This window comes from Anoxybacillus sp. B2M1, assembly GCF_001634265.1.
Taxonomy (GTDB): domain Bacteria; phylum Bacillota; class Bacilli; order Bacillales; family Anoxybacillaceae; genus Anoxybacteroides; species Anoxybacteroides rupiense.
On sequence record NZ_CP015435.1, the window covers coordinates 1,847,888 to 1,868,058 of the forward strand.

Consider the following 20,171-nt stretch of genomic DNA (forward strand, 5'->3'; position numbering starts at 1 on the left):
ATGCAAGATGTGATATGGTTGGTGAGACATACATTAAAAAAGACGTTTAGTAATAAAAAAAATATTTTATTGTATTTTGGCACGCCGCTCATCGGCATTATCATATCCCTGCTTGTCTACAGCGGTTCTAACGGAAAAAATGTACACATCGGTATTGTCAATAACGACCCTCATTATATTACGAATGATACGATCCATTTTATCAAAGGGTTAGAACATCTTTCGGTAACGAACATTAAGGAATCAGAAATAGACGATCAAATCACATCCGGCAAGCTCGATTGCGTGCTTGTTTTTCATCAAGGCTTTTCTAAAAGTGTCCAGCAAGGACACCCCGACCATCTGCAAATTGTTTCGATTCATGGATCGGAAATTACCGGTTTCATCAAATCGTATCTATATCACTACATCAATAATATTAGTGCGCTCGGAAAAATAGCTAACGGGGATGAACGCACATTTTTGCAAATGTACGAACGCTACCAGCAATCGCCGTTTCGGACATCGGTCCATCCGCTAAAAGATACATCGAAAAATATCGGCATGACTTATCAGACTGTCGGATATTTGCTGATGATTATGCTTTTTTCAGCGGGCAGTTTAGCGGAAATGATCGTGAAAGAAAAAGAGAATCGAACATACTTCCGATTATTATCCGCTCCTATTAATGGAAAAAGATACGTATTGTCGAATATCATCGTCAACATGATTGTGATGACTGGCCAGATTATCCTTACATTAGTGATAATGGATCGAGTATTTCACATAAAAACAAATATTGCTTTTTGGCAAATGGCCGTTGTTCTGATGTTATTTTCACTAGTAGCCATCGGCATCGCTTTTATAACGGTCGCTTTTGCAAACAGCTCTGCTTCAGCAGGAGCGATGCAAAACTTGATCGTTGTTCCTACCTGCATGCTTTCAGGTTGTTTTTGGCCGGCGGATATTATGCCTACTTTTGTACAAAAAATAGCTAATTTTCTGCCGCAACGCTGGGCGTTAGATGCGCTATTAAAATTGCAGCAAGGACATTCCTTTGGAGGCTTATATTTGAATCTGCTCATTATTCTCACGTTCGCACTGATCTTTTTCCTCATCTCGGCCTATAAGTTTGGAAGAAATAACAACGTTAATAATTTTGTATAATAGGTTTCTTCAATGTACTAGAGACAACCTCCCGCCCCTAAAACAAAAGTTCTCCACCTAAAAAACGTGGAGAACTTTTATTTGATGATAAATTTACTTCATGCGGAACTTTGTCATCACTGTATGCAATTCATCCGTCAATTGACGCAGCACTGCCACTTTTCCTACCATTTTTTCAAAAGCGACGAGCTGTTCAGACATCGAAGCAGCAATTTCCTCGCTGCCGGCCGCCGATTGCTCTACAACCGCGCTAATGCTTTCCACATTTTGCAGCACGCTCTCGCCCAATTTTTTAGAGGCAGCCACATCTGCTACGAGCTCCTGAATATCAGCTGATATCCCCATCACCTTGCTTTCAATTTCACGAAAAGCTTCTGCTGTTGCTTCCGTTGACCGAGATTGCTGTTCAGCAATTTTCACTCCTTGCGTAACCGCAGACGAAACAGAAGCGACCCCTTGCTTAATGTGAGAAACAGTAGCGAAAATTTGCTTCGTTGCTTGCGCAGACTGCTCGGCAAGCTTGCGCACTTCTTCTGCCACGACCGCAAATCCTCTTCCCGCTTCTCCTGCACGGGCTGCTTCAATAGCCGCATTTAACGCAAGCAAGTTCGTTTGCTCCGCCATTTCCGATACAGCTTTTGCCATTTGTTCAATATCCGCTGCATGGCTAATAAACTCTTGTGTTTCCCTCTCGATCAGCGCTGTCGCTTCAGCATTATCGCGGATCAATTTCATTTGTTCCCCAATCGCCTTTTGTCCAGTGCGAATCGCCTCTACTGCGACTTCGCTATACTGAGCCGTTTGTTTCGTCCGTTCAGCGGTTTGTGCAAACGTATCGTCCATTTTTTCGACAAGCAATACCGCTTGCTGCAGTTCTTCGGAAATACTTTGAGCGCCGGCTGATAGCTCATTCGTAGATAAAGCAACCTGTTGGTTAATTTCTGTGAGCATTTTATTTTCTTGTTCAATCTCTTTAGCAAATGTTTCAACACGCCGGCTTGCGGAATCTACGGAATGTAGCAGCCGCTGCAGCTCATGGACCATTTGGCTGAATGAAGTGTTGAGCTCGCCGATTTCATCATGATGTTTATAGGAAACAGGCTCAACAAGCAAATGGCCGCTAGCTATTTCTTTCGCGTTGGCCGCTAGATGCTCAAGAGGTTTAGTAATAGAACGTGTGAGCCGTAAACTGCTTGCGCCAGCCAATCCGAGAAGCACCATACTTCCAATGATTGCCGTACACACCACAAAGCGGATTTGCGCTTGCATCTCTTGCTGTAATTGTTCATAAAAATCATTTGCAGCCAACTTTAAACCATATATATCATTCATAGCCCCTTCGATTCGCATCGCCTGCCGTCTGGCCTCAGACGCATCAAGAGTGTTCAAAGCTTCAATGGATTGCTCATGTACATTGGAAAATTTGGTCGTTGCTTTTTCCAATAAAGCTTGAAAATGGTTTTGCTTTAACATCTTCTTCAGCTTACGAATGAGCTGCTCTGTTTGCTGAACTTGTTCAATGGCCCCCTGCTTATTTCCTTCTGTCATATTGTAGGCAAAGTTATTTAAGCTTTGCTTCGTTGATTTCATGCTCGCTTCTAGCTCCTGAACAGTCAGAAGCACGGGCACAATATCTTTGTTGGTCGCTTGAATCGACAGCATATTGACAATAATAAATCCCATCATGCCGATCGAAAGCAAAATCGAAATCGTGGCATGAAGCCATAGCTTTTTCCGAACCGTCATCGCTATCCCCTTTTCTATTCCTTCGTTGTTACTTCACCATTTTCAATTTTTTGCTTCCATTGTTCGATCAATTTTTGTTGCGGCTCGCTCCATGCCATCACGCGAATCGGCGCAAGTCCGACGCCATTTTCCTTAAGGCCCAGTTGAACCGTCCCTTGTGGCATTTCGCCTTTTTGCACATATTGCTGTAAAATCGTAAACAGCGCCACATCCACATTTTTCACCATTGATGTGACAACCGCCTTTTCCGCATAAAAATATTGGTCGCTGTCAACGCCAATGGCATACTTTCCTTGCGCCTCCGCTTCCTTTAACGCTCCCACGCCCGTAAATCCAGCGGCCGTATATACGACGTCGCAGCCGCCTTTAAACATTTCTCCCGCAAGCTTGGCGCCAAGCTGATCATTTCCAAAATCCCCGGCATACACCACGCTCACAGAAGCTGAAGGCTTTAAGGCATGAACCCCTTTTTCAAAGCCGTCGGCAAATTTGTGGATAAGCGGTACATCGTCTCCGCCAATAAAGCCAACCTGATTCGTTTTGGTCGCTAACGCCGCGACTACTCCGGCTAAAAAGCTTCCTTCATCTTCCTTAAACGTAATCGAAGTCACGTTTTTCAAATTGGACACAGCATCCACTAGAATAAAAGGCTGCTTTGGATATTGCTTCGCTACTTTTTCCAAATCCTCTTGCACCATGAATCCGAGGCCGATGACAATATCATTTCCCTCTTCGACCAATTCTTTTAGCCCTTGCTCATACGTTTTCGTATCCTGCAATTCGCGATAATCGAACACAATGCCAAGCTCGTTGCGCGCTTTCATCAATCCATTGAAAGCAGAATCACTAAACGATTGATCTCCAAGTCCGACGTCAGACAACATAATACCGACTTTTACTCTTTCTTTTGTTGTGGCCGTTTCCTGCGCTGAACATCCTGAAAAAAGGCACACGACCACCATCATAACAATGATAAGACGTAGTTGCTTCATCGATTTATCCCCTTATGCTGTAATCTATCCACTATTTTTATCGGCGATATAGGAGATCTTTTTAGCCCTGCACAAAAAAAGCGGAGTATTGTACCCCCGCTTCTATTCTTCCTTATGCTTGATATAAGTCCAGCCATTTTCTTGATAAATCCTATCTTCTTTCATAAGCCGTCCCAATGCTCTTTTAAACGCGGCTTTACTCATTTGAAAGCGCGCTTGAATATCCTCTGCATTGCTTTTATCATGATAGGGCATGGCCCCTCCTCTGCTTTCAAGGTAACGATAAATCATTCCTGCATCTTCGTCGATGCTTTCGTGCTTGCGCGGCAGCAACGACACATTCATTGTACCGTCTTCTTTGACAGCGATGACACGCCCTTCGACCACTTCGCCAAGACGCGGTTCTCTCCTGCGTTGAGATTCGTGGATAAAACCGATATAACCCACATCTGAGATCATAGACGCTCCAGCTTTGATCACACGATATATGCGACCGCGCACATTTTGATTAAAGACGGACTCCGAAGCTTTCGTAGCAAGCTGCCGGATTGTTTCCTCATCCGCCAAGTTAGCCAACAAGCGCCCTTTCCGATCTGTCTTTAACGAACAATATAACTGATCCCCTCGCTGCGGCCATAGTGACAAAAGCGGAGGCAAATCATCGCTAGACACAAGCACATCTTTTGATATGCCAATGTCAACAAAAACACCGAGCTTTGGAACAACATCAACCACCTCCACCCAATGATATGTATCCTTTGTTATTTTGGGTGATTTCATTGTAGCGCTCAACCGTCCTTGATGGTCGTGATATAAAAAGACATGGACCTCTTCTCCGATTGCAAGTGGACGGTCTATCTCCGCTTGATGAAGCAACACTTCTTCCTGACCGCTCGCTAAAAACCAGCCAAACGGAACCTCCCGCTTTACAGTTAATGTTCTTATTTCTCCTGGTATAAGTTGTTTCATGGATGCATCTTCCTTTTTATTGTTTATCATGCTACATTTTACTATAATAAGAACGAAATGACCAAATTTTACTGGAGGTAATATATGTCGAAAGAAAGCTCATTTGATATCGTATCCAAAGTAGATTTATCTGAAGTTACTAACGCCATTCATATCGCCATGAAGGAGATTCAAAACCGCTACGATTTCAAGGGAAGCAAAAGTGACATTTCCTTAGAAAAAGACGAACTGATCCTCGTTTCCGACGATGAATTCAAACTTGAGCAATTGAAAGATGTATTAATCGGCAAACTGATTAAGCGCGGGGTCTCTATCAAAAATATTCAATACGGAAAAATAGAACCAGCCTCAGGAGGAACGGTCCGTCAACGTGCCAGCCTTGTTCAAGGCATTGACAAAGAGCATGCGAAAAAAATTAATACGATTATTAAAAACACAGGCTTAAAAGTAAAAAGCCAAGTTCAAGAAGATCAAATCCGCGTCAGCGGCAAAAGCAAAGATGATCTGCAAAAAGTGATCACAGCGATCCGTGAAGCTGATTTGCCGATTGATGTACAATTTGTCAACTATCGATAGGGGTTTGTGCGCTTCGTCTTAACAGCCTAATTCCTCCGAATTAGGCTGTTTTTATAACCAAAATGCGAACTATAGATTTCCCGGCGTAAGTCCACAAACTTTGCCTGATCGTCGCCTTTTGAGCACTGATCCGTTCCATCTAAAAAATAATCAAAATTTGCAGTTGAATATTTTCTAAAAATTATTTAAATTATAAATAACGCATTGATTGAAAATTGCATACCATTTTTCTTATCAAGAGAGAGGGAGGGACTGGCCCTGTGAACTCTCAGCAACCTGACCGTATGTCAAGGTGCTAATTCCAGACAGGCTTGATGCTTGGAAGATAAGAAGGAGCAACCCGAAGTCTTCTTCTTATTTTTAGAAGGCTTTTTTTATTTTTTAAGAAGACGAAGGAGTGATACGCATGGGATTTTTAGAAGAATTGCAGAAACGAATCATCATCGCCGATGGGGCGATGGGAACTTTATTATACTCCCATGGAATTGACCGATGTTTTGAAGAATTGAATCTCTCCAAACCAGAAGATATTATCCATATTCATGAAGCTTATCTTGACGCTGGCGCAGAAGTCATTCAAACCAATACATATGGCGCAAACTATATGAAGCTAGCACGCTATGGATTGGAGGACGATGTAAAAGAAATCAACCGCGCAGCTGTAAAGCTAGCGAAACAAGCGGCCTCAGGCCGTGCCTATGTTCTTGGAACCATCGGCGGTCTTCGCACATTCAAGAAAAGCGCCATCACTCTTGAAGAAGTGAAACGGACGTTTCGGGAGCAGTTGTACGTGCTTTTGCACGAAGAAGTAGATGGAATTCTGCTTGAAACCTATTACGACTTAGAGGAGCTTCAAACGGTGCTCGCTATCGCCCGGAAAGAAACAACATTACCGATTATCGCCCATGTGACCCTTCACGATGTTGGCGTGCTGCAAGACGGAACTCCGCTCAGCGATGCGCTTTCCCAATTGGAGCAATTGGGGGCCGATGTAGTTGGATTAAACTGCCATCTTGGTCCGTATCATATGATTCGTTCTCTTGAAGCCGTGCCGCTTCCTAGCACAGCATTCCTTTCTGCTTATCCGAATGCTAGCCTTCCGGATTATCGCGACGGCCGCCTTGTTTATGAAACGAACGCTGAATATTTTAAGGAAACGGCTCTCTCCTTTCGCGAACAAGGCGTCCGCTTGATCGGCGGCTGCTGCGGAACGACGCCTAAACATATTGCGGCGATGGCACAAGCCTTGATTGATCGCACGCCCATTCAAACGAAACAAGTAAAACAGCAGCAAGCAACCATCTCGATTCCATCAGCAGAGCCAAAATCTGAACCGCCTTTAGAAGACATCGTAAAAAAACGGCGGTCGGTCATTGTTGAATTAGATCCGCCGAAAAAGCTGGGCATCGGAAAATTTTTGGAAGGAGCGAAAGCACTAAAAGAAACGAATATTGATGCCCTAACGCTGGCTGATAATTCTTTAGCTACTCCGCGCATCAGCAATGTCGCGCTCGGAACTCTTATTAAGCAACAGCTAGGCATCCGTCCGCTGATCCACATTACATGCCGCGACCGCAATCTGATTGGTCTGCAATCTCATTTAATGGGACTGCATACACTTGGCATTACGGATGTACTTGCTGTCACCGGAGATCCATCCAAAATCGGCGAATTTCCTGGCGCAACATCTGTGTATGATTTGTCATCATTTGATTTAATTCAGCTGATTCGCCAATTTAATGAAGGGATTTCCTACTCCGGTCAGCCGCTTGGGCAAAAAACCAACTTCTCTATCGCTGCGGCCTTCAATCCGAATGTCCGTTATTTAGATAAAGCGGTGCAGCGGCTTGAGAAAAAGATTCAGTGCGGCGCCCACTACTTTATTTCGCAGCCGCTCTATTCCGAACAAAAAATCGAAGAGGTATACGAGGCAACGAAACATCTTGAAGCGCCGATTTATATCGGCATTATGCCGCTTACAAGCGCACGTAACGCCGACTTTCTGCATCACGAAGTACCGGGAATCACGTTATCGGACGATATTCGTTCCCGAATGGCGGCTTGCGCCCATGATCCGATTCAATCGGCAAGAGAAGGAATTGCCATCGCCAAATCGCTCATCGATGCGGCTTTTGATTTATTTCGCGGCATTTATTTAATTACGCCGTTTTTGCGCTATGAAATGACAGTCGAGCTCGTTCGCTATATTCAAGAAAAAGAACGTTCGATTTCAGAAAGGAAGGTACTTCATCATGGCTAGCCAACTGTATGATCAGCTGAAAAAGAAAATTTTAGTAATGGATGGAGCAATGGGAACGATGATTCAAAGCGCCGAGCTTACGGCTGCTGATTTTGGCGGCGAATCATACGAAGGATGCAATGAATATTTATCGGTGACCTCCCCTCATGTCATTGCACAGATTCACGAAGCCTATCTTGAAGCGGGAGCCGATATCATTGAAACCAATACGTTCGGTGCTACCAGCATAGTGTTAGACGAATATGGGCTTGGCCATATGGCGCTTGAATTAAATATAGAAGCAGCCAAACTGGCTAAGCGGGCGGCCGAACGCCATTCCACTTCAAGCTGGCCGCGGTTTGTCGCCGGTTCGATGGGTCCAACAACGAAAACCCTTTCTGTTACCGGGGGGACAACATTTGTCCAACTTGTAGCCGCCTATGAAGAGCAAGCGCGCGGCCTATTAATCGGCGGCGTCGATCTTCTGCTTTTAGAAACGTGTCAAGATACACTTAACGTAAAAGCGGGTTTTATCGGCATTTCACAAGCATTTCAAAAGACAGGAAAAATTGTTCCGCTTATGATATCCGGGACGATTGAACCGATGGGAACGACGCTGGCGGGACAAACAATTGAATCGTTTTTTATTTCCGTCCGCCATATGAAGCCATTTGCCATTGGGCTCAACTGTGCAACTGGGCCGGAGTTTATGACTGATCACTTGCGTTCTCTTTCTCAACTAGCCGATACAGCCGTCAGCTGTTATCCAAACGCCGGGCTCCCGGATGAAGAAGGGCATTATCACGAAACACCGGATATGTTAGCCAAAAAAATCCGCCGCTTTGCTGAGAAAGGCTGGCTCAATATCGTCGGCGGCTGCTGTGGCACAACGCCGTCTCATATTCGCGCTATCGCTGAAGCGGTTCGCGATGTCGCTCCGCGCACGATTCCAACCTCATTCTCCGTTCATGCTGTTTCAGGAATCGAGCCACTTATTTACGATGAAACGATGCGCCCGCTTTTTGTCGGCGAACGAACAAACGTCATCGGCTCTCGCAAATTTAAACGTTTGATTGCGGAAGGAAAATATGAAGAAGCAGCGGAAATTGCTCGAACGCAAGTAAAAAACGGCGCTCATGTCATCGATATCTGCCTTGCAGATCCGGATCGCGACGAAAAGGAAGATATGGAACAATTTATCCAGCAAGTCGTTCGAAAGGTAAAGGTGCCGCTCGTGATTGATTCAACGGATGAAAAAGTGATTGAGTGCGCCCTTTCCTATTCGCAAGGAAAAGCGATTATTAATTCCATTAACCTCGAAGACGGAGAGGAGCGTTTCGAAAAAATTGTTCCTTTCATTCATCGCTATGGAGCGGCCGTTGTTGTTGGCACGATTGATGAACAAGGAATGGCCATTGCCGCTGAACGAAAGCTTGAAATCGCTTTGCGTTCTTACGATTTGCTTGTCAATAAATACGGCATACCGCCACATGACATTATTTTTGATCCGCTCGTTTTTCCAGTCGGCACCGGCGACGAACAATATATTGGCGCCGCGAAAGAAACGATTGAGGGCATCCGGCTCATTAAAGAACAGCTGCCACATTGTCCAACCATACTCGGTATCAGCAATGTCTCATTCGGATTGCCGCCAGTTGGCAGGGAAATTTTAAATTCTGTTTTCTTATATCATTGTACGCAAGCCGGCCTTGATTACGCGATTGTTAATACGGAAAAGCTTGAGCGCTTTGCTTCCATTCCAGCGGAGGAAGTGCAATTGGCTGAGGCGCTCCTCTTTCATACGAATGATGAAACTTTAAACACCTTTATTCAGTTTTACCGGGGCAAAACGAAAGAAACGAAAAAAACGAATACTCATTTATCGCTCGAGGAACGGCTCGCCTCCTATGTCGTCGAAGGAACAAAAGAGGGATTGCTTGAGGATTTAGAGTTGGCCTTGCAAACATATAACAACCCTCTCGATATTATCAATGGTCCGCTTATGACCGGTATGGATGAAGTAGGCCGGCTGTTCAATGACAACCAGCTCATTGTCGCTGAAGTCCTGCAAAGTGCTGAGGTGATGAAAGCAGCGGTCGCCTTTTTGGAGCCTTATATGGAAAAAACCGAAACCAGTCTAAAAGGAAAAGTGATGCTTGCTACCGTCAAAGGGGATGTGCATGACATCGGCAAAAATTTAGTGGACATTATTTTGAGCAACAACGGCTATCACGTGGTGGATCTAGGCATTAAAGTCACTTCCCAGCAGCTGATTGAAGCCATAAAAGCCGAAAAACCCGACATTATTGGCTTGTCGGGGCTGCTCGTCAAATCAGCCCAACAAATGGTGCTAACCGCTCAAGATTTAAAACAAGCCGGCATTTCCTTGCCTATTCTTGTCGGTGGAGCAGCATTATCGCGAAAATTTACCGAAAATAAAATCGCTCCAGAGTACGACGGAATCGTGCTTTATGCAAAAGACGCCATGGACGGTCTCTCCCTTGCCAACCGCCTGCAGCAAAACGAGGTTGAATATAAACGAAAGGAACAAAGCTTTACGGTATCAGCGTCATCATCGCAAACGGCTACCCTTGTTCGGTCCAATGTATCCATCCATGTTCCAGTATATGTTCCGGCAGATCTAGAGCGTCATGTCCTAAAAGATATCCCGCTCGCTCACATTGAGCCGTATATGAACTGGCAAATGCTGCTCGGACATCACCTTGGCTTGAAAGGAAAAGTGAAAAAGTTATTAGCGGAACAAAATGAAAAAGCTGTTTTTCTCAAACAATTGATAGAGGATCTTCTCTCTGCCGCCAAACAGCAACAGTGGTTAAAGCCAGCGGCTGTCTATCAATTTTTTCCCGCTCAAAGCGATGGAAACCGTATTTATATTTACTCGCCGAAAGATGCAAAAACCATGATCGAAACATTCGAGTTTCCACGGCAGCGCCAGTCACCTTATCTTTGTTTGGCTGATTATATCAAGCCGGTGGAAAGCGGGCAGCTTGATTATGTAGGATTATTTGCCGTGACCGCTGGAACAGGCATCCGTGAGCTAGCTCAAGAGTGGAAAAAAAGCGGCGAATTTTTAAAAAGCCATGCAATTCAAGCGCTGGCGCTTGAAGTAGCAGAAGGGCTGGCTGAACGGATCCATCAAGTCATGCGCGACCGTTGGGGATTTCCAGACGATCCTGATTTCACAATGGAGGAACGGTTCGCCGCCAAATATCAAGGACAACGCTTTTCTTTTGGCTATCCGGCATGCCCAAACCTAGAAGACCAAGAAAAACTGTTCCATCTTTTGCATCCGGAAGAGATCGGGATTGATCTAACGGAGGAATTTATGATGGAACCCGAAGCCTCTGTATCTGCCATCGTTTTTGCTCATCCAGAAGCGAAATACTTTAATGTATTGTAAAAAAGCTGGCGAATGCCAGCTTTTTTGTTTCGTCTGATCGAATGTCACCAGTCACGTCCTTCTTTTATCATCATTTTTTCAGGGATGCCTCACTTCCGGGATAAATGTTGATCCATCAAGCTGTATGTATACAGTAAAATAATGGATAAACGGCTTTCGTGATATTTTCGCTTGATTCTCCCATACTAAACAATGACTGAACATGATGATTAAGGGAGGAATGATCAAGATGGTCACAAAGCAGCAAATGACCTTGCCGCCACAGCATCAATATCAGCAGCCGGGATTACAATCCGTGATGCAGCCCGAGCCCGTCTCCGAGGATCCTGCCTATCGAGGAAGCGGCAAGCTTCAAGGAAAGATCGCCTTAATTAGCGGCGGAGACAGCGGAATCGGCCGAGCGGTTGCCATTTATTTTGCGAAAGAGGGCGCGGATGTCGCCATTATTTATTTGAACGAACACCAAGATGCAGAAGAAACCAAGCGGCAGGTTGAAGAAGAGGGGCGCCAATGCCTGTTGATTGCCGGAGATGTGGGAGATGAGCATTTTTGTATCGAAGCTGTCAAGCAAGTCATCGCTGCATTTGGAAAGCTAGATATTCTTGTCAATAACGCAGCTGAACAACATCCTCAAGACAGCCTGCTGCACATCACCTCAGAGCAGCTAGAAAAAACGTTTCGCACGAATGTGTTTGGCTACTTTTATTTAGCGAAAGCGGCACTTCCTTATTTAAAAGAAGGCAGCTCCATTATTAACACCTCATCCATTACAGCTTATGAGGGCAATGAGCAGCTGCTCGATTATTCGGCAACAAAAGGAGCGATCGCGACATTTACACGCTCGTTAGCTAAATCTTTGGTACAAAAAGGAATTCGCGTCAACGGTGTCGCCCCCGGACCGATTTGGACGCCCCTCATTCCATCAACCTTTTCAAGCGAGCAAGTAGCTGCATTCGGTTCGAATACGCCGATGAAACGACCTGGACAGCCTGAGGAAGTAGCGCCAAGCTATGTGTTTCTCGCCAGCGATGACGCCTCCTATATAACAGGGCAAATGATTCATGTGAATGGCGGAAAAATCGTGAACGGGTAAATGTAATGAAATTGAACATTTATTGTTAATTTTATTTACAGTAAACTTGATTTATCATGTATGATCCAATTATGATTATTACGTACAGTGTTTGCTGTCAGCCTTTTGCACAAACCAAAAGGTGACCCCTCTCTTCCCTTTGATAGACTTGCAACGATATGTTGCAAGTTTTTTGTTTATATACGAATCACCCATTCTTCTTATGAGCAAAAAAGCGCCTGAATTTTGTCCGCTCGCAAGCCTCTCTTATTCGATTTTCGTCTTCGCTTGACTGCGTTCCTTGTCGGCCGAGCGCAAGCCAGCCTGGTGCGGAAACGGAGAATGCTTGACAATGATGGCCGACAAAGCCGAAATGGACTTTGTCGGCCATCTAACTTTTTTCATTTCGTTTGATCGTCATCGCAGGAAAATCGTTTCATAAGCTGGTGCGGAATAATAATTCGCTTGACCGGCTCATTTGGATTCGCAATTTTTTCGATCAAACTTTTCGCCGCTTCATATCCAAGCTGAAAAATATGAATATCGACTGATGTTAATGGAGGCCGTGAGAGCTCCGCTAACAGCGTATTATTAAAGCTGACAATGGATATATCCTCAGGAACGCGAACGTTCATCTCGTCCAACGTATTCAAAACCCCAAGCGCCATCAAATCATCCGCCACCACTAACGCTGTCGGCGGTTCACGTAACGACAGCAGCTCTTTCATCGCTTCTTGTCCGCCTTCTTTTAAAAATTCTTCATGCATAATATACTCTTGGCGGTACGGCAGCCCGGCTTCTTTAAGCGCCGCTTCATATCCTAGCAGCCGATCGACTGTCACTAAATAGCTGATATTGCCGCCGACAAATGCTATTCGCTTATGCCCAAGCTCAACTAAATATTGAGTCGCTTCTTTTGCCGCGCGATAGTTATCATTATCGACATGAGTAATTTGTTCTGCCATCTGGTGAGGCTTTCCAATGACAACAAATGGGAAGCGGTTCTTCTGCAAATATTTCATCAGTTTATCATTCGTTCTAGAGTAAAGCAAAATAACACCGTCAACCCGCCGCCCCTGCAGCATTTCGATCACACCTTCATAAATCTCGCTTTCCTTTTCGCCTGTCGACATTTGCAAAGCATATTTTTTCTCATGTGCTGCTTTGCTAATTCCGCGAATCACCTCAGGAAAAAACGGATTTTGCAGCGCTTGGTCAGTTGAGCTCGGCATCACGATTCCAATCACCTGCGACGATTGATTCGCCAAGCTCCGGGCAATAAAATTGGGATGATAACCAAGCTCTTTCATCGCTTCTCGCACTTTTCTCTTTGTTTTTTCACTAATGCGCGGACTATCTGCAATGACTCTTGAAACAGTGGAGGGAGCCACATTCGCTCGTTTTGCAACATCTTTAATGGTGACGTTCATTTCACATCCCTCCTTCTCCATCCCTCAATTGTGGTCGATCCATAAGATGTTCTGCTTATCATCCCATCTACCATGTTGCTCGTTTCCATCGACGATCACAGTCGTCTGTGCCGTTCCTCCATGAATCGCAAATGACAGCTTCCAGTCTGGCCGGTACTCCCCTTCCGTTTTCGTGTCAATCCGAACAATATTCTCATCATACCTTATATTCAAATGCAAACGGAAATAAATTCCTTTCTCATAAGCAAACGTTTGTCCATCATCATCATATATCGTATATGCGGTTTTTCCATCACACTTTTTATATAAGCGCACGATGCGCTGTTCATCCGGCATATCAGTAGAACGTCTTGCATTGGCAAGCGCAATGGCTGAGCCTTGCTTCACAAAAATTGGGAGTTTGTCTAATTCCGCATGAACCAGATGGTATTGACCTCCCTCCCAAACGGTATCTGTCCAATAATCGATCCATTTCCCTCTCGGCAAATATACAGCTCGATAAGCGGTGTTAGGCGTCATAATCGGAGCAACCAACACATTGTCACCAAGCAAAAATTCATCATAAAGATTATACGTATGAGGATCATCCGGATACTCAAAAAGCAAAGGTCGCATGACAGGAGCACCTGTCTCATGAGCTTCTGCAAAAAGCGTGTATAAATACGGCAACCATTCGTAGCGCATCTGGATATATTGTTTGATAATTCGCTCATACTTTTCACCAAACGCCCACGGTTCTTGCCGGCGGAATCCGATCGCACAATGATTGCGAAAATATGGAGTAAACGCCCCCACCTGCGTCCAACGTGCTAAAAGCTCCCCGTTCGTATCGTGAGCAAACCCGCCAACATCCGCTCCGCAAAACGCTACTCCTGATAATCCTAAATTCATGCACATTGGCAACGACATTTGCAAATGCTCCCAAAAGCTGCGATTATCTCCCGTCCATACAGCTGCATAGCGTTGGATACCTGAGAAACCGGCACGCGTTAACAAGAACGGACGCTTTCCGTTCAACAGCTTTTTCATGCCAGTGTATGTCGCTTCTCCCATCATCAATCCGTAAAGGTTATGAAGTTCACGATGCGTTTTCGGATTTCCATCGTTATCATGCATCACAGTAATATCCATCGTTTTTGTTTCATTAAACACAGACGGTTCGTTCATATCGTTCCAAATACCTTCGATGCCTAAATCAGCATAAAACCGATGCTTGTCGCCCCACCAGCTTCGCGCTTGTTCATTTGTGAAATCCGGAAACGCGCTTTTTCCTGGCCAGACCTCCCCAATGAAAAGATTTCCCTCCATGTATTTGCAAAAATAATCGTCCCTTACTCCTTCTTGATAAATGGCGTATTCAGGATCCACCTTTACCCCAGGATCTACAATCGGAACAACACGAACCCCTTCCTGTTTCAAATCGGCAATCAGCTGCTTCGGATTCGGAAAGCGGTTTCTATCAAATGTAAACACACGATAGCCATCCATATAATGGATATCTAAATACACCGCATCAAGCGGAATATCTTTTTCTATAAACGTCTGCACCAGTTCTCTTACTTCCTGCTCCGTTTCATAGCTATAGCGCGATTGATGATAGCCGAGCGCCCATTTAGGAGGAATCGGCATTTTTCCTGTCAGATTCGTATATTGCTTCAATACATCGCGCGGAGTCGGACCGGCAAATACATAATAATCAATCGGTCCGCCCTCCGCCGCGAAGCAATATTCATCTTCGAACGTTTGAAAATCAAATATGGTCCGATACGTATTGTCAAAAAACAAACCGTGTGCCCATCCATTCCGCAACGTCATAAAATACGGATGAGACTGATAAAGAGGGTCCGTTTCCGGATTATGCGGCGCATACACATCTGTATTCCACATGGTCCATTTTTCACCGCGCTTATTCAGAAATCCGGTTTTTTCACCGAGCCCATAAAAATGGTCGGCCTGATCCATTCCTTTATAACAGTAAACATCACCTTCATAAGTGAAGGCCATCCCTCTCGCTTCCTCCCCTACAAGCAAACGGCCCGCTTGATCATAAATCTGCACACGAAAGGGCCGTTTTTTCACTACCACTTTCATTTGTGGTGAAGCCAGCTCTACCTGTTCCTCTGTTTCATGCACATCCACTTTTACCTTTTTTGGCCGCATGACGACGGCACGGCTTGTTTTCATGCTCGTTTCGCCAAAAGGATTAAAAGCGACGCGGACGATAGGATGATCATAAAACTGAACGTTCACTACACCTGCATCACACCGGAAGAAAAGCACTTCATCTTTACAGAAGAAAGCCAGCATGTTTCCGATATCGATTACATCCCGTTTACGCCGTTTTCCCTCTCGATCCGGCAAAATAGCAAAGCTTGTATCTTCCAGCATCTTTTCTCCCTCCTACCTAGACCGTTTGGCACGCTTTTTCGCATAGTATAAAAACAATCCAAACAAGACATAAACAGCAATGAGCGCAGCGATAAATGGAATATTCAGACCCGTCTTTTTGGCAAGCACGTAAATTTCTGCTGTTTCCCTATCCGAAATCAAGTTATACCCGTTTTTGCTGCTTCGCACTAAATCGCCAGATAACAGTCCTCTCAACTCTTTTCCAGGGGCAAGCTGAGCGTTTGTTAAATGGACTTTTTGCGTTTTGTTTGTATTATTTATCGCGATGACAGCTGTTTCTCCCTTATATGTTCGTTTAAAAACAGCCATTCCCTTCTTTTCGTACAAGAGAGTAAAATCCCCCCGCCGCAAAGAAGGTAATTGCCCGCGCAGTTCTCCTAATTTTTTTATATAGTTCACCACTTCATCATCGGTGCGGAAATTCATAAGGCGATGATTATCAGGAGCCTTTCCTCCGTCTAACACAATTTCTGTTCCGTAATAGATAATAGGAACGCCTGGCGCTGAAAATAAATAAGCTAGACTAAGCTTCATTCTTGTTATCGGATTTTGCTTGTTTTCTAAAGCAAGCCTTGTGAATCGAACAGTTCTGTCATTGTCCAAAAACGTACCTAACAAATAAGGATGATCATAATAAGAGACATTGTTCTTCCAAACACGATAAAGCGGCGCAAGCGATTGATTCACATTGCTCAATACCTTTGACGCTTCATTATAAAAAGGATAATCAAGAAAACCATCGATTCCATCCTTCTCATAATCGGCTATATAACGCGGATCATTGCTGTCTATTCCTCCAAGCAGATAAAAGTCTTTCTTTACTGCTTTGACTTCATTTGCAAACTCCTGCCAAAACGATTTAGGCACATGTCCAGCGTCATCAAGATAATAACCATCAATATCCGTTTCTTTTATCCACCATTTAGCAGCATCAATCAAATAACGTTTCACTTCCGGATTTTCTTGCGCAAGATCTGGCAACCCATTTAACCAGCCGGTCTCTATTTGCCGCGGATTATTCCAGTCTGAAATCTCCCTTTTCTCATGATACCAATCTTTTTTCGCCGGATCGTTTACCCACGGATGGCGAGATGACGTATGATTCGTCACAAAATCCAAAATCACCTTCATATGACGCTTATGCGCTTCTTTCACCAATGTTTTTAAATCGCTGAGCGTTCCAAAACGCGGATCGACTTTATAAAAATCCGTAACCTTCTTTCCTTGATAATCCCCTGGCTCCGTTTGAAAAATCGGCGTCAGTCGAATCGCTGTAAATCCCATGCTTTGAATATAATCCAGTTTAGCTGTAATTCCCTTTAAATCCCCTCCGAAATAGGCGCGAGGATCTTTGACATTGACACCTTGGTCGTTTGTCGAATCCAAATTGTTAAATCGGTCAACCATCATAAAGTAGACGGTTTCGTCTTGCCATGTCCGCTTTTCATTTGTGTCTGCCTGTGCAGGAATGGCAAATGAAAGTAAAAAAAGAAGCGCTAAACTAGAAGCAAATGCTCGTTTCAACCTTCCCACTCCCTATCTATTTCGAGTCTACTTACTGTTTTAATATAGCTCGAAATAGCATGAAAGGAAAGAACTTGAACGGTTCTTTCCCCCTCTTTCTTATCCTTTTGTTCCGCCAGCTGTCAATCCCGATACAAAATATTTTTGGAACGAAAGGAACAGGATCGCAATCGGCAGAGCGATCAGCACAGAACCAGCAGCAAACGTTGTAAATTCACTTCCAAATTGCTTTGCGACCAAATCATACAGCCCAACAGCCAGCGTATACTTTTCTTTGCTGCGAAGCAGAACGCTGGCCAAAATAAAATCGGCAAACGGTCCCGTAAAAGTAAATAGCGCCACAACCGCAATGATCGGTTTAGCCAACGGCATAATAATTTGCCAAAAAATGCGCAGATGTCCGGCACCGTCGATTCTCGCAGATTCATCAAGCTCTCTCGGAATCGTATCTAAATAACCTTTCATCAACCAAGTGTTCATCGGGATAAATCCGCCTACATAAACAAGAATCAGCCCTAAATGCGTATCAATTAATTTTGTGAGCAGCCCTAAAACATAAATAGCAATTAATGCGGCGAAGTTCGGAATCATTTGCAAAATCAAGAAGGTGATTAAACCATTTTTCCTTCCGATAAAACGGTAGCGGGAAAATGAATAGGCCGTCAAACTTACGAGAATAACAGAAAAAACCATCGTGAGTGTAGAGATTTTTAAAGAGTTCCAGTACCAGCGCAAATAATCGCTTTGATCAGGGTCGAACAGCTCTTTATAATGAGCGAGCGTTGCATTCTCTGGGATCATCTTCGACCCCGACAAGCTCTGCCCGGGATTAAACGAAGAGCCAATAACCCAAAGAAGCGGATACACAATAATGGCGGCGACCACTAAAATCACGATATACGACAAGGTTAAACGAATGATTTTTCGTCTTTTCATGCCCATTTCACATCATATCCTCTTCTTTAAATGATCTCGTTCTTCTAAACTGCCATAAAGCAACGGAGACAACAACAAGCGATAAAAGCAAGGTTACAGCCGCGGCTTTGGAATATTGTGCCGACGTCATCGTCAGACGATAGATCCAAGAGATTAAAATATCGGTCGCACCGGCGTTTTGGCCCGAGACCGCCGGCCCTCCGCCATTAAACAAGTAAATAATGTTAAAGTTATTAAAATTAAACGTATACTGCGTAATTAAAATAGGGGCGACTGTATAAAGAACGAGAGGAAGCGTGATTTTGGTGAATTTTTGCCATGCTGTAGCTCCATCTACCGTTGCCGCTTCATACAATTCACTTGGAATCGATTGCAACACACCCGTTGTCATCGCAAAAATGAATGGAAAACCAAGCCATGTTTGAATGAAAATCAGCGCCACCTTTGTCCAAAATGGGTTTGTCATCCAATCAATAGCCGGAAGCCCCAAGGAGGCTAAAATGGTTTGATTGACCGCGCCAAAAGATTCATTAAACATGCCCGCAAAAATCAAAATAGTCACAAACGCCGGAACGGCCCAAGGCAAAATAAAAATAGTTCGGATAATCGCTTTTCCTTTTAAATCTTTTTGATTGACGAGAATCGCTAGGAAAATGCCAAGAGCAATTTGCAAGGTAGTCGCACCAAACGTCCAAATAATCGTCCATGCCAATACGTTAATAAACGTTTTCCGCCAAAGGTCAAGCTTCACTAAGTCAACAAAGTTTTGCAAGCCAACCCAATCGACTAATTTAGCTGGCGGCGTATGATACAAATCGTAGTTTGTAAACGCAAGCAGCACAACGAAAATAATCGGAAAAACAACGACAAAAATGAGCAAAATAAATCCCGGCGAGATCATTAAATAAGGAAATCCGCTATCGACAAGCGTTTGATATTGTTCACGCAGCGAGTTGATTTTTAAGCCAAGGTCGCGTTTTTGTCCATTTCTATACGCATCCTGCAAATTAAACGCATAAAACCCGAGGCCAAATACGAGCACAATCGCCGCTAAAATCCCTTCCACCAACAAAAAAATGGAATGATCGCGCGGGATTACTTCACCAAGCGTCACTAATCCCCACAAACCGATATCCAATAAATCATGAAAGACAATAAAAAAAGAAGCCGTTAATACAAGAAAGAAAATACCTTTCGTATATTGGCGGTTGTATAGCTGTCCAAGTCCCGGAATAATCGATAAACCAAGCGCAATCTTCCGATGACGAGATTGATAGATAGTCGACTCCACATAAGCCCCTCCTTTCCAACATATCACCACTCACAACCAGTTCATATTTGAGAATGTTAGATTCATCGCCTGCAAATATCAGTTCAGCATCCAATCCTTTTCTATCATCAAAAGTTCTATCGGCCATAAAAGCATAGTTCGGCAAATGCGCTAGGCGTGTGAAAACGTGAAAGCCATCCATACTATAAACGCCCGTGCAAAACATGGAGCCAAGCAGAAGCAAGGAACCTTTTCACTTTCCTGTTTGATCGGCAAATGGGTTTTTCTTGATGCATCAATATGGACCCCTAAAGCGGGCCGATCACTACCGATTTCGATAGTCGGTCGACCGAACAGCATCGCTTCCAGACAAATGAATTTGTCTGGAAGTAGCTGATTGTTCGGTTCCTGGTCACGTTTTGGCGTGACTGAGACAAGGCA

Annotated in this window: 14 protein-coding genes and 1 riboswitch; of the genes, 5 read left to right on the forward strand and 9 right to left on the reverse strand. The window is 44.3% G+C overall.

From position 1 onward, the window contains the following. A complete protein-coding gene (locus tag GFC28_RS08925; RefSeq protein ID WP_044745700.1) occupies positions 1 to 1,146 on the forward strand; it encodes an ABC transporter permease in 1,146 nt (381 codons plus the stop codon). A 93-nt stretch (positions 1,147 to 1,239) separates the two neighbouring features. Here the strand turns inward: GFC28_RS08925 and GFC28_RS08930 are convergent, their stop codons facing one another. From GFC28_RS08930 to GFC28_RS08940, 3 genes are all read right to left on the reverse strand, one after another. After that, on the reverse strand, positions 1,240 to 2,892 hold the full coding sequence (locus GFC28_RS08930; RefSeq protein ID WP_044745699.1) for a methyl-accepting chemotaxis protein: 1,653 nt from the start codon (positions 2,890 to 2,892) through the stop codon (positions 1,240 to 1,242). Positions 2,893 to 2,906: 14 nt separating this feature from the next. Continuing rightward, entirely contained in the window at positions 2,907 to 3,884 is a 978-nt protein-coding gene (locus GFC28_RS08935; protein WP_044745698.1) for a BMP family lipoprotein, read from the reverse strand. A gap of 102 nt (positions 3,885 to 3,986) precedes the next feature. Then, the gene (locus GFC28_RS08940) at positions 3,987 to 4,853 is read right to left on the reverse strand and encodes a CvfB family protein (RefSeq protein ID WP_156450514.1); all 867 of its coding nucleotides are present in this window, start codon (positions 4,851 to 4,853) and stop codon (positions 3,987 to 3,989) included. 84 nt (positions 4,854 to 4,937) lie between these two features. On the opposite strand from GFC28_RS08940, the gene GFC28_RS08945 reads away from it, so the two are divergent. The 4 genes from GFC28_RS08945 (at position 4,938) to GFC28_RS08960 (ending at position 12,182) form a co-directional block, all read left to right on the forward strand. Continuing rightward, a complete protein-coding gene (locus GFC28_RS08945) occupies positions 4,938 to 5,429 on the forward strand; it encodes a YajQ family cyclic di-GMP-binding protein (RefSeq protein ID WP_044745697.1) in 492 nt (163 codons plus the stop codon). A 228-nt stretch (positions 5,430 to 5,657) separates the two neighbouring features. Beyond that, a riboswitch (SAM riboswitch) is annotated at positions 5,658 to 5,761 on the forward strand. 74 nt (positions 5,762 to 5,835) lie between these two features. Further along, positions 5,836 to 7,689: a bifunctional homocysteine S-methyltransferase/methylenetetrahydrofolate reductase gene (locus GFC28_RS08950; RefSeq protein ID WP_044745696.1), complete on the forward strand. Its 1,854-nt coding sequence runs from the start codon at positions 5,836 to 5,838 to the stop codon at positions 7,687 to 7,689. Beyond that, positions 7,682 to 11,089 carry a methionine synthase gene (metH, locus tag GFC28_RS08955; RefSeq protein ID WP_044745695.1) on the forward strand — a complete coding sequence of 1,136 codons (3,408 nt, stop codon included), beginning with the start codon at positions 7,682 to 7,684 and terminating at the stop codon, positions 11,087 to 11,089. The genes GFC28_RS08950 and metH overlap by 8 nt, the downstream gene beginning before the upstream one ends. Positions 11,090 to 11,318: 229 nt before the next feature. Continuing rightward, a complete protein-coding gene (locus tag GFC28_RS08960; protein ID WP_044745694.1) occupies positions 11,319 to 12,182 on the forward strand; it encodes an SDR family oxidoreductase in 864 nt (287 codons plus the stop codon). Positions 12,183 to 12,428: 246 nt separating this feature from the next. Here GFC28_RS08960 and GFC28_RS19265 read toward each other — a convergent pair whose 3' ends face one another. The 6 genes from GFC28_RS19265 to GFC28_RS08985 all read right to left on the reverse strand — a co-directional run bounded on the left by GFC28_RS19265 (position 12,429) and on the right by GFC28_RS08985 (position 19,751). Then, positions 12,429 to 12,566, reverse strand: a complete 138-nt coding sequence (locus tag GFC28_RS19265) for a hypothetical protein (protein ID WP_156487522.1) — start codon at positions 12,564 to 12,566, stop codon at positions 12,429 to 12,431. Beyond that, entirely contained in the window at positions 12,563 to 13,591 is a 1,029-nt protein-coding gene (locus GFC28_RS08965) for a LacI family DNA-binding transcriptional regulator (protein ID WP_044745693.1), read from the reverse strand. The genes GFC28_RS19265 and GFC28_RS08965 overlap by 4 nt, the downstream gene beginning before the upstream one ends. 24 nt (positions 13,592 to 13,615) lie before the next feature. Next, positions 13,616 to 15,979 (reverse strand): glycoside hydrolase family 31 protein, encoded by a 2,364-nt coding sequence (locus tag GFC28_RS08970; RefSeq protein ID WP_156487523.1) that lies wholly within the window; start codon positions 15,977 to 15,979, stop codon positions 13,616 to 13,618. Positions 15,980 to 15,991: 12 nt separating this feature from the next. Further along, a complete protein-coding gene (locus tag GFC28_RS08975; protein ID WP_044745692.1) occupies positions 15,992 to 17,524 on the reverse strand; it encodes an alpha-amylase family glycosyl hydrolase in 1,533 nt (510 codons plus the stop codon). Positions 17,525 to 17,623: 99 nt separating this feature from the next. After that, positions 17,624 to 18,466, reverse strand: a complete 843-nt coding sequence (locus tag GFC28_RS08980; RefSeq protein ID WP_044745691.1) for a sugar ABC transporter permease — start codon at positions 18,464 to 18,466, stop codon at positions 17,624 to 17,626. 1 nt (position 18,467) lies between these two features. After that, positions 18,468 to 19,751, reverse strand: a complete 1,284-nt coding sequence (locus tag GFC28_RS08985) for a carbohydrate ABC transporter permease (RefSeq protein WP_044745690.1) — start codon at positions 19,749 to 19,751, stop codon at positions 18,468 to 18,470. Positions 19,752 to 20,171: the final 420 nt, after the last annotated feature.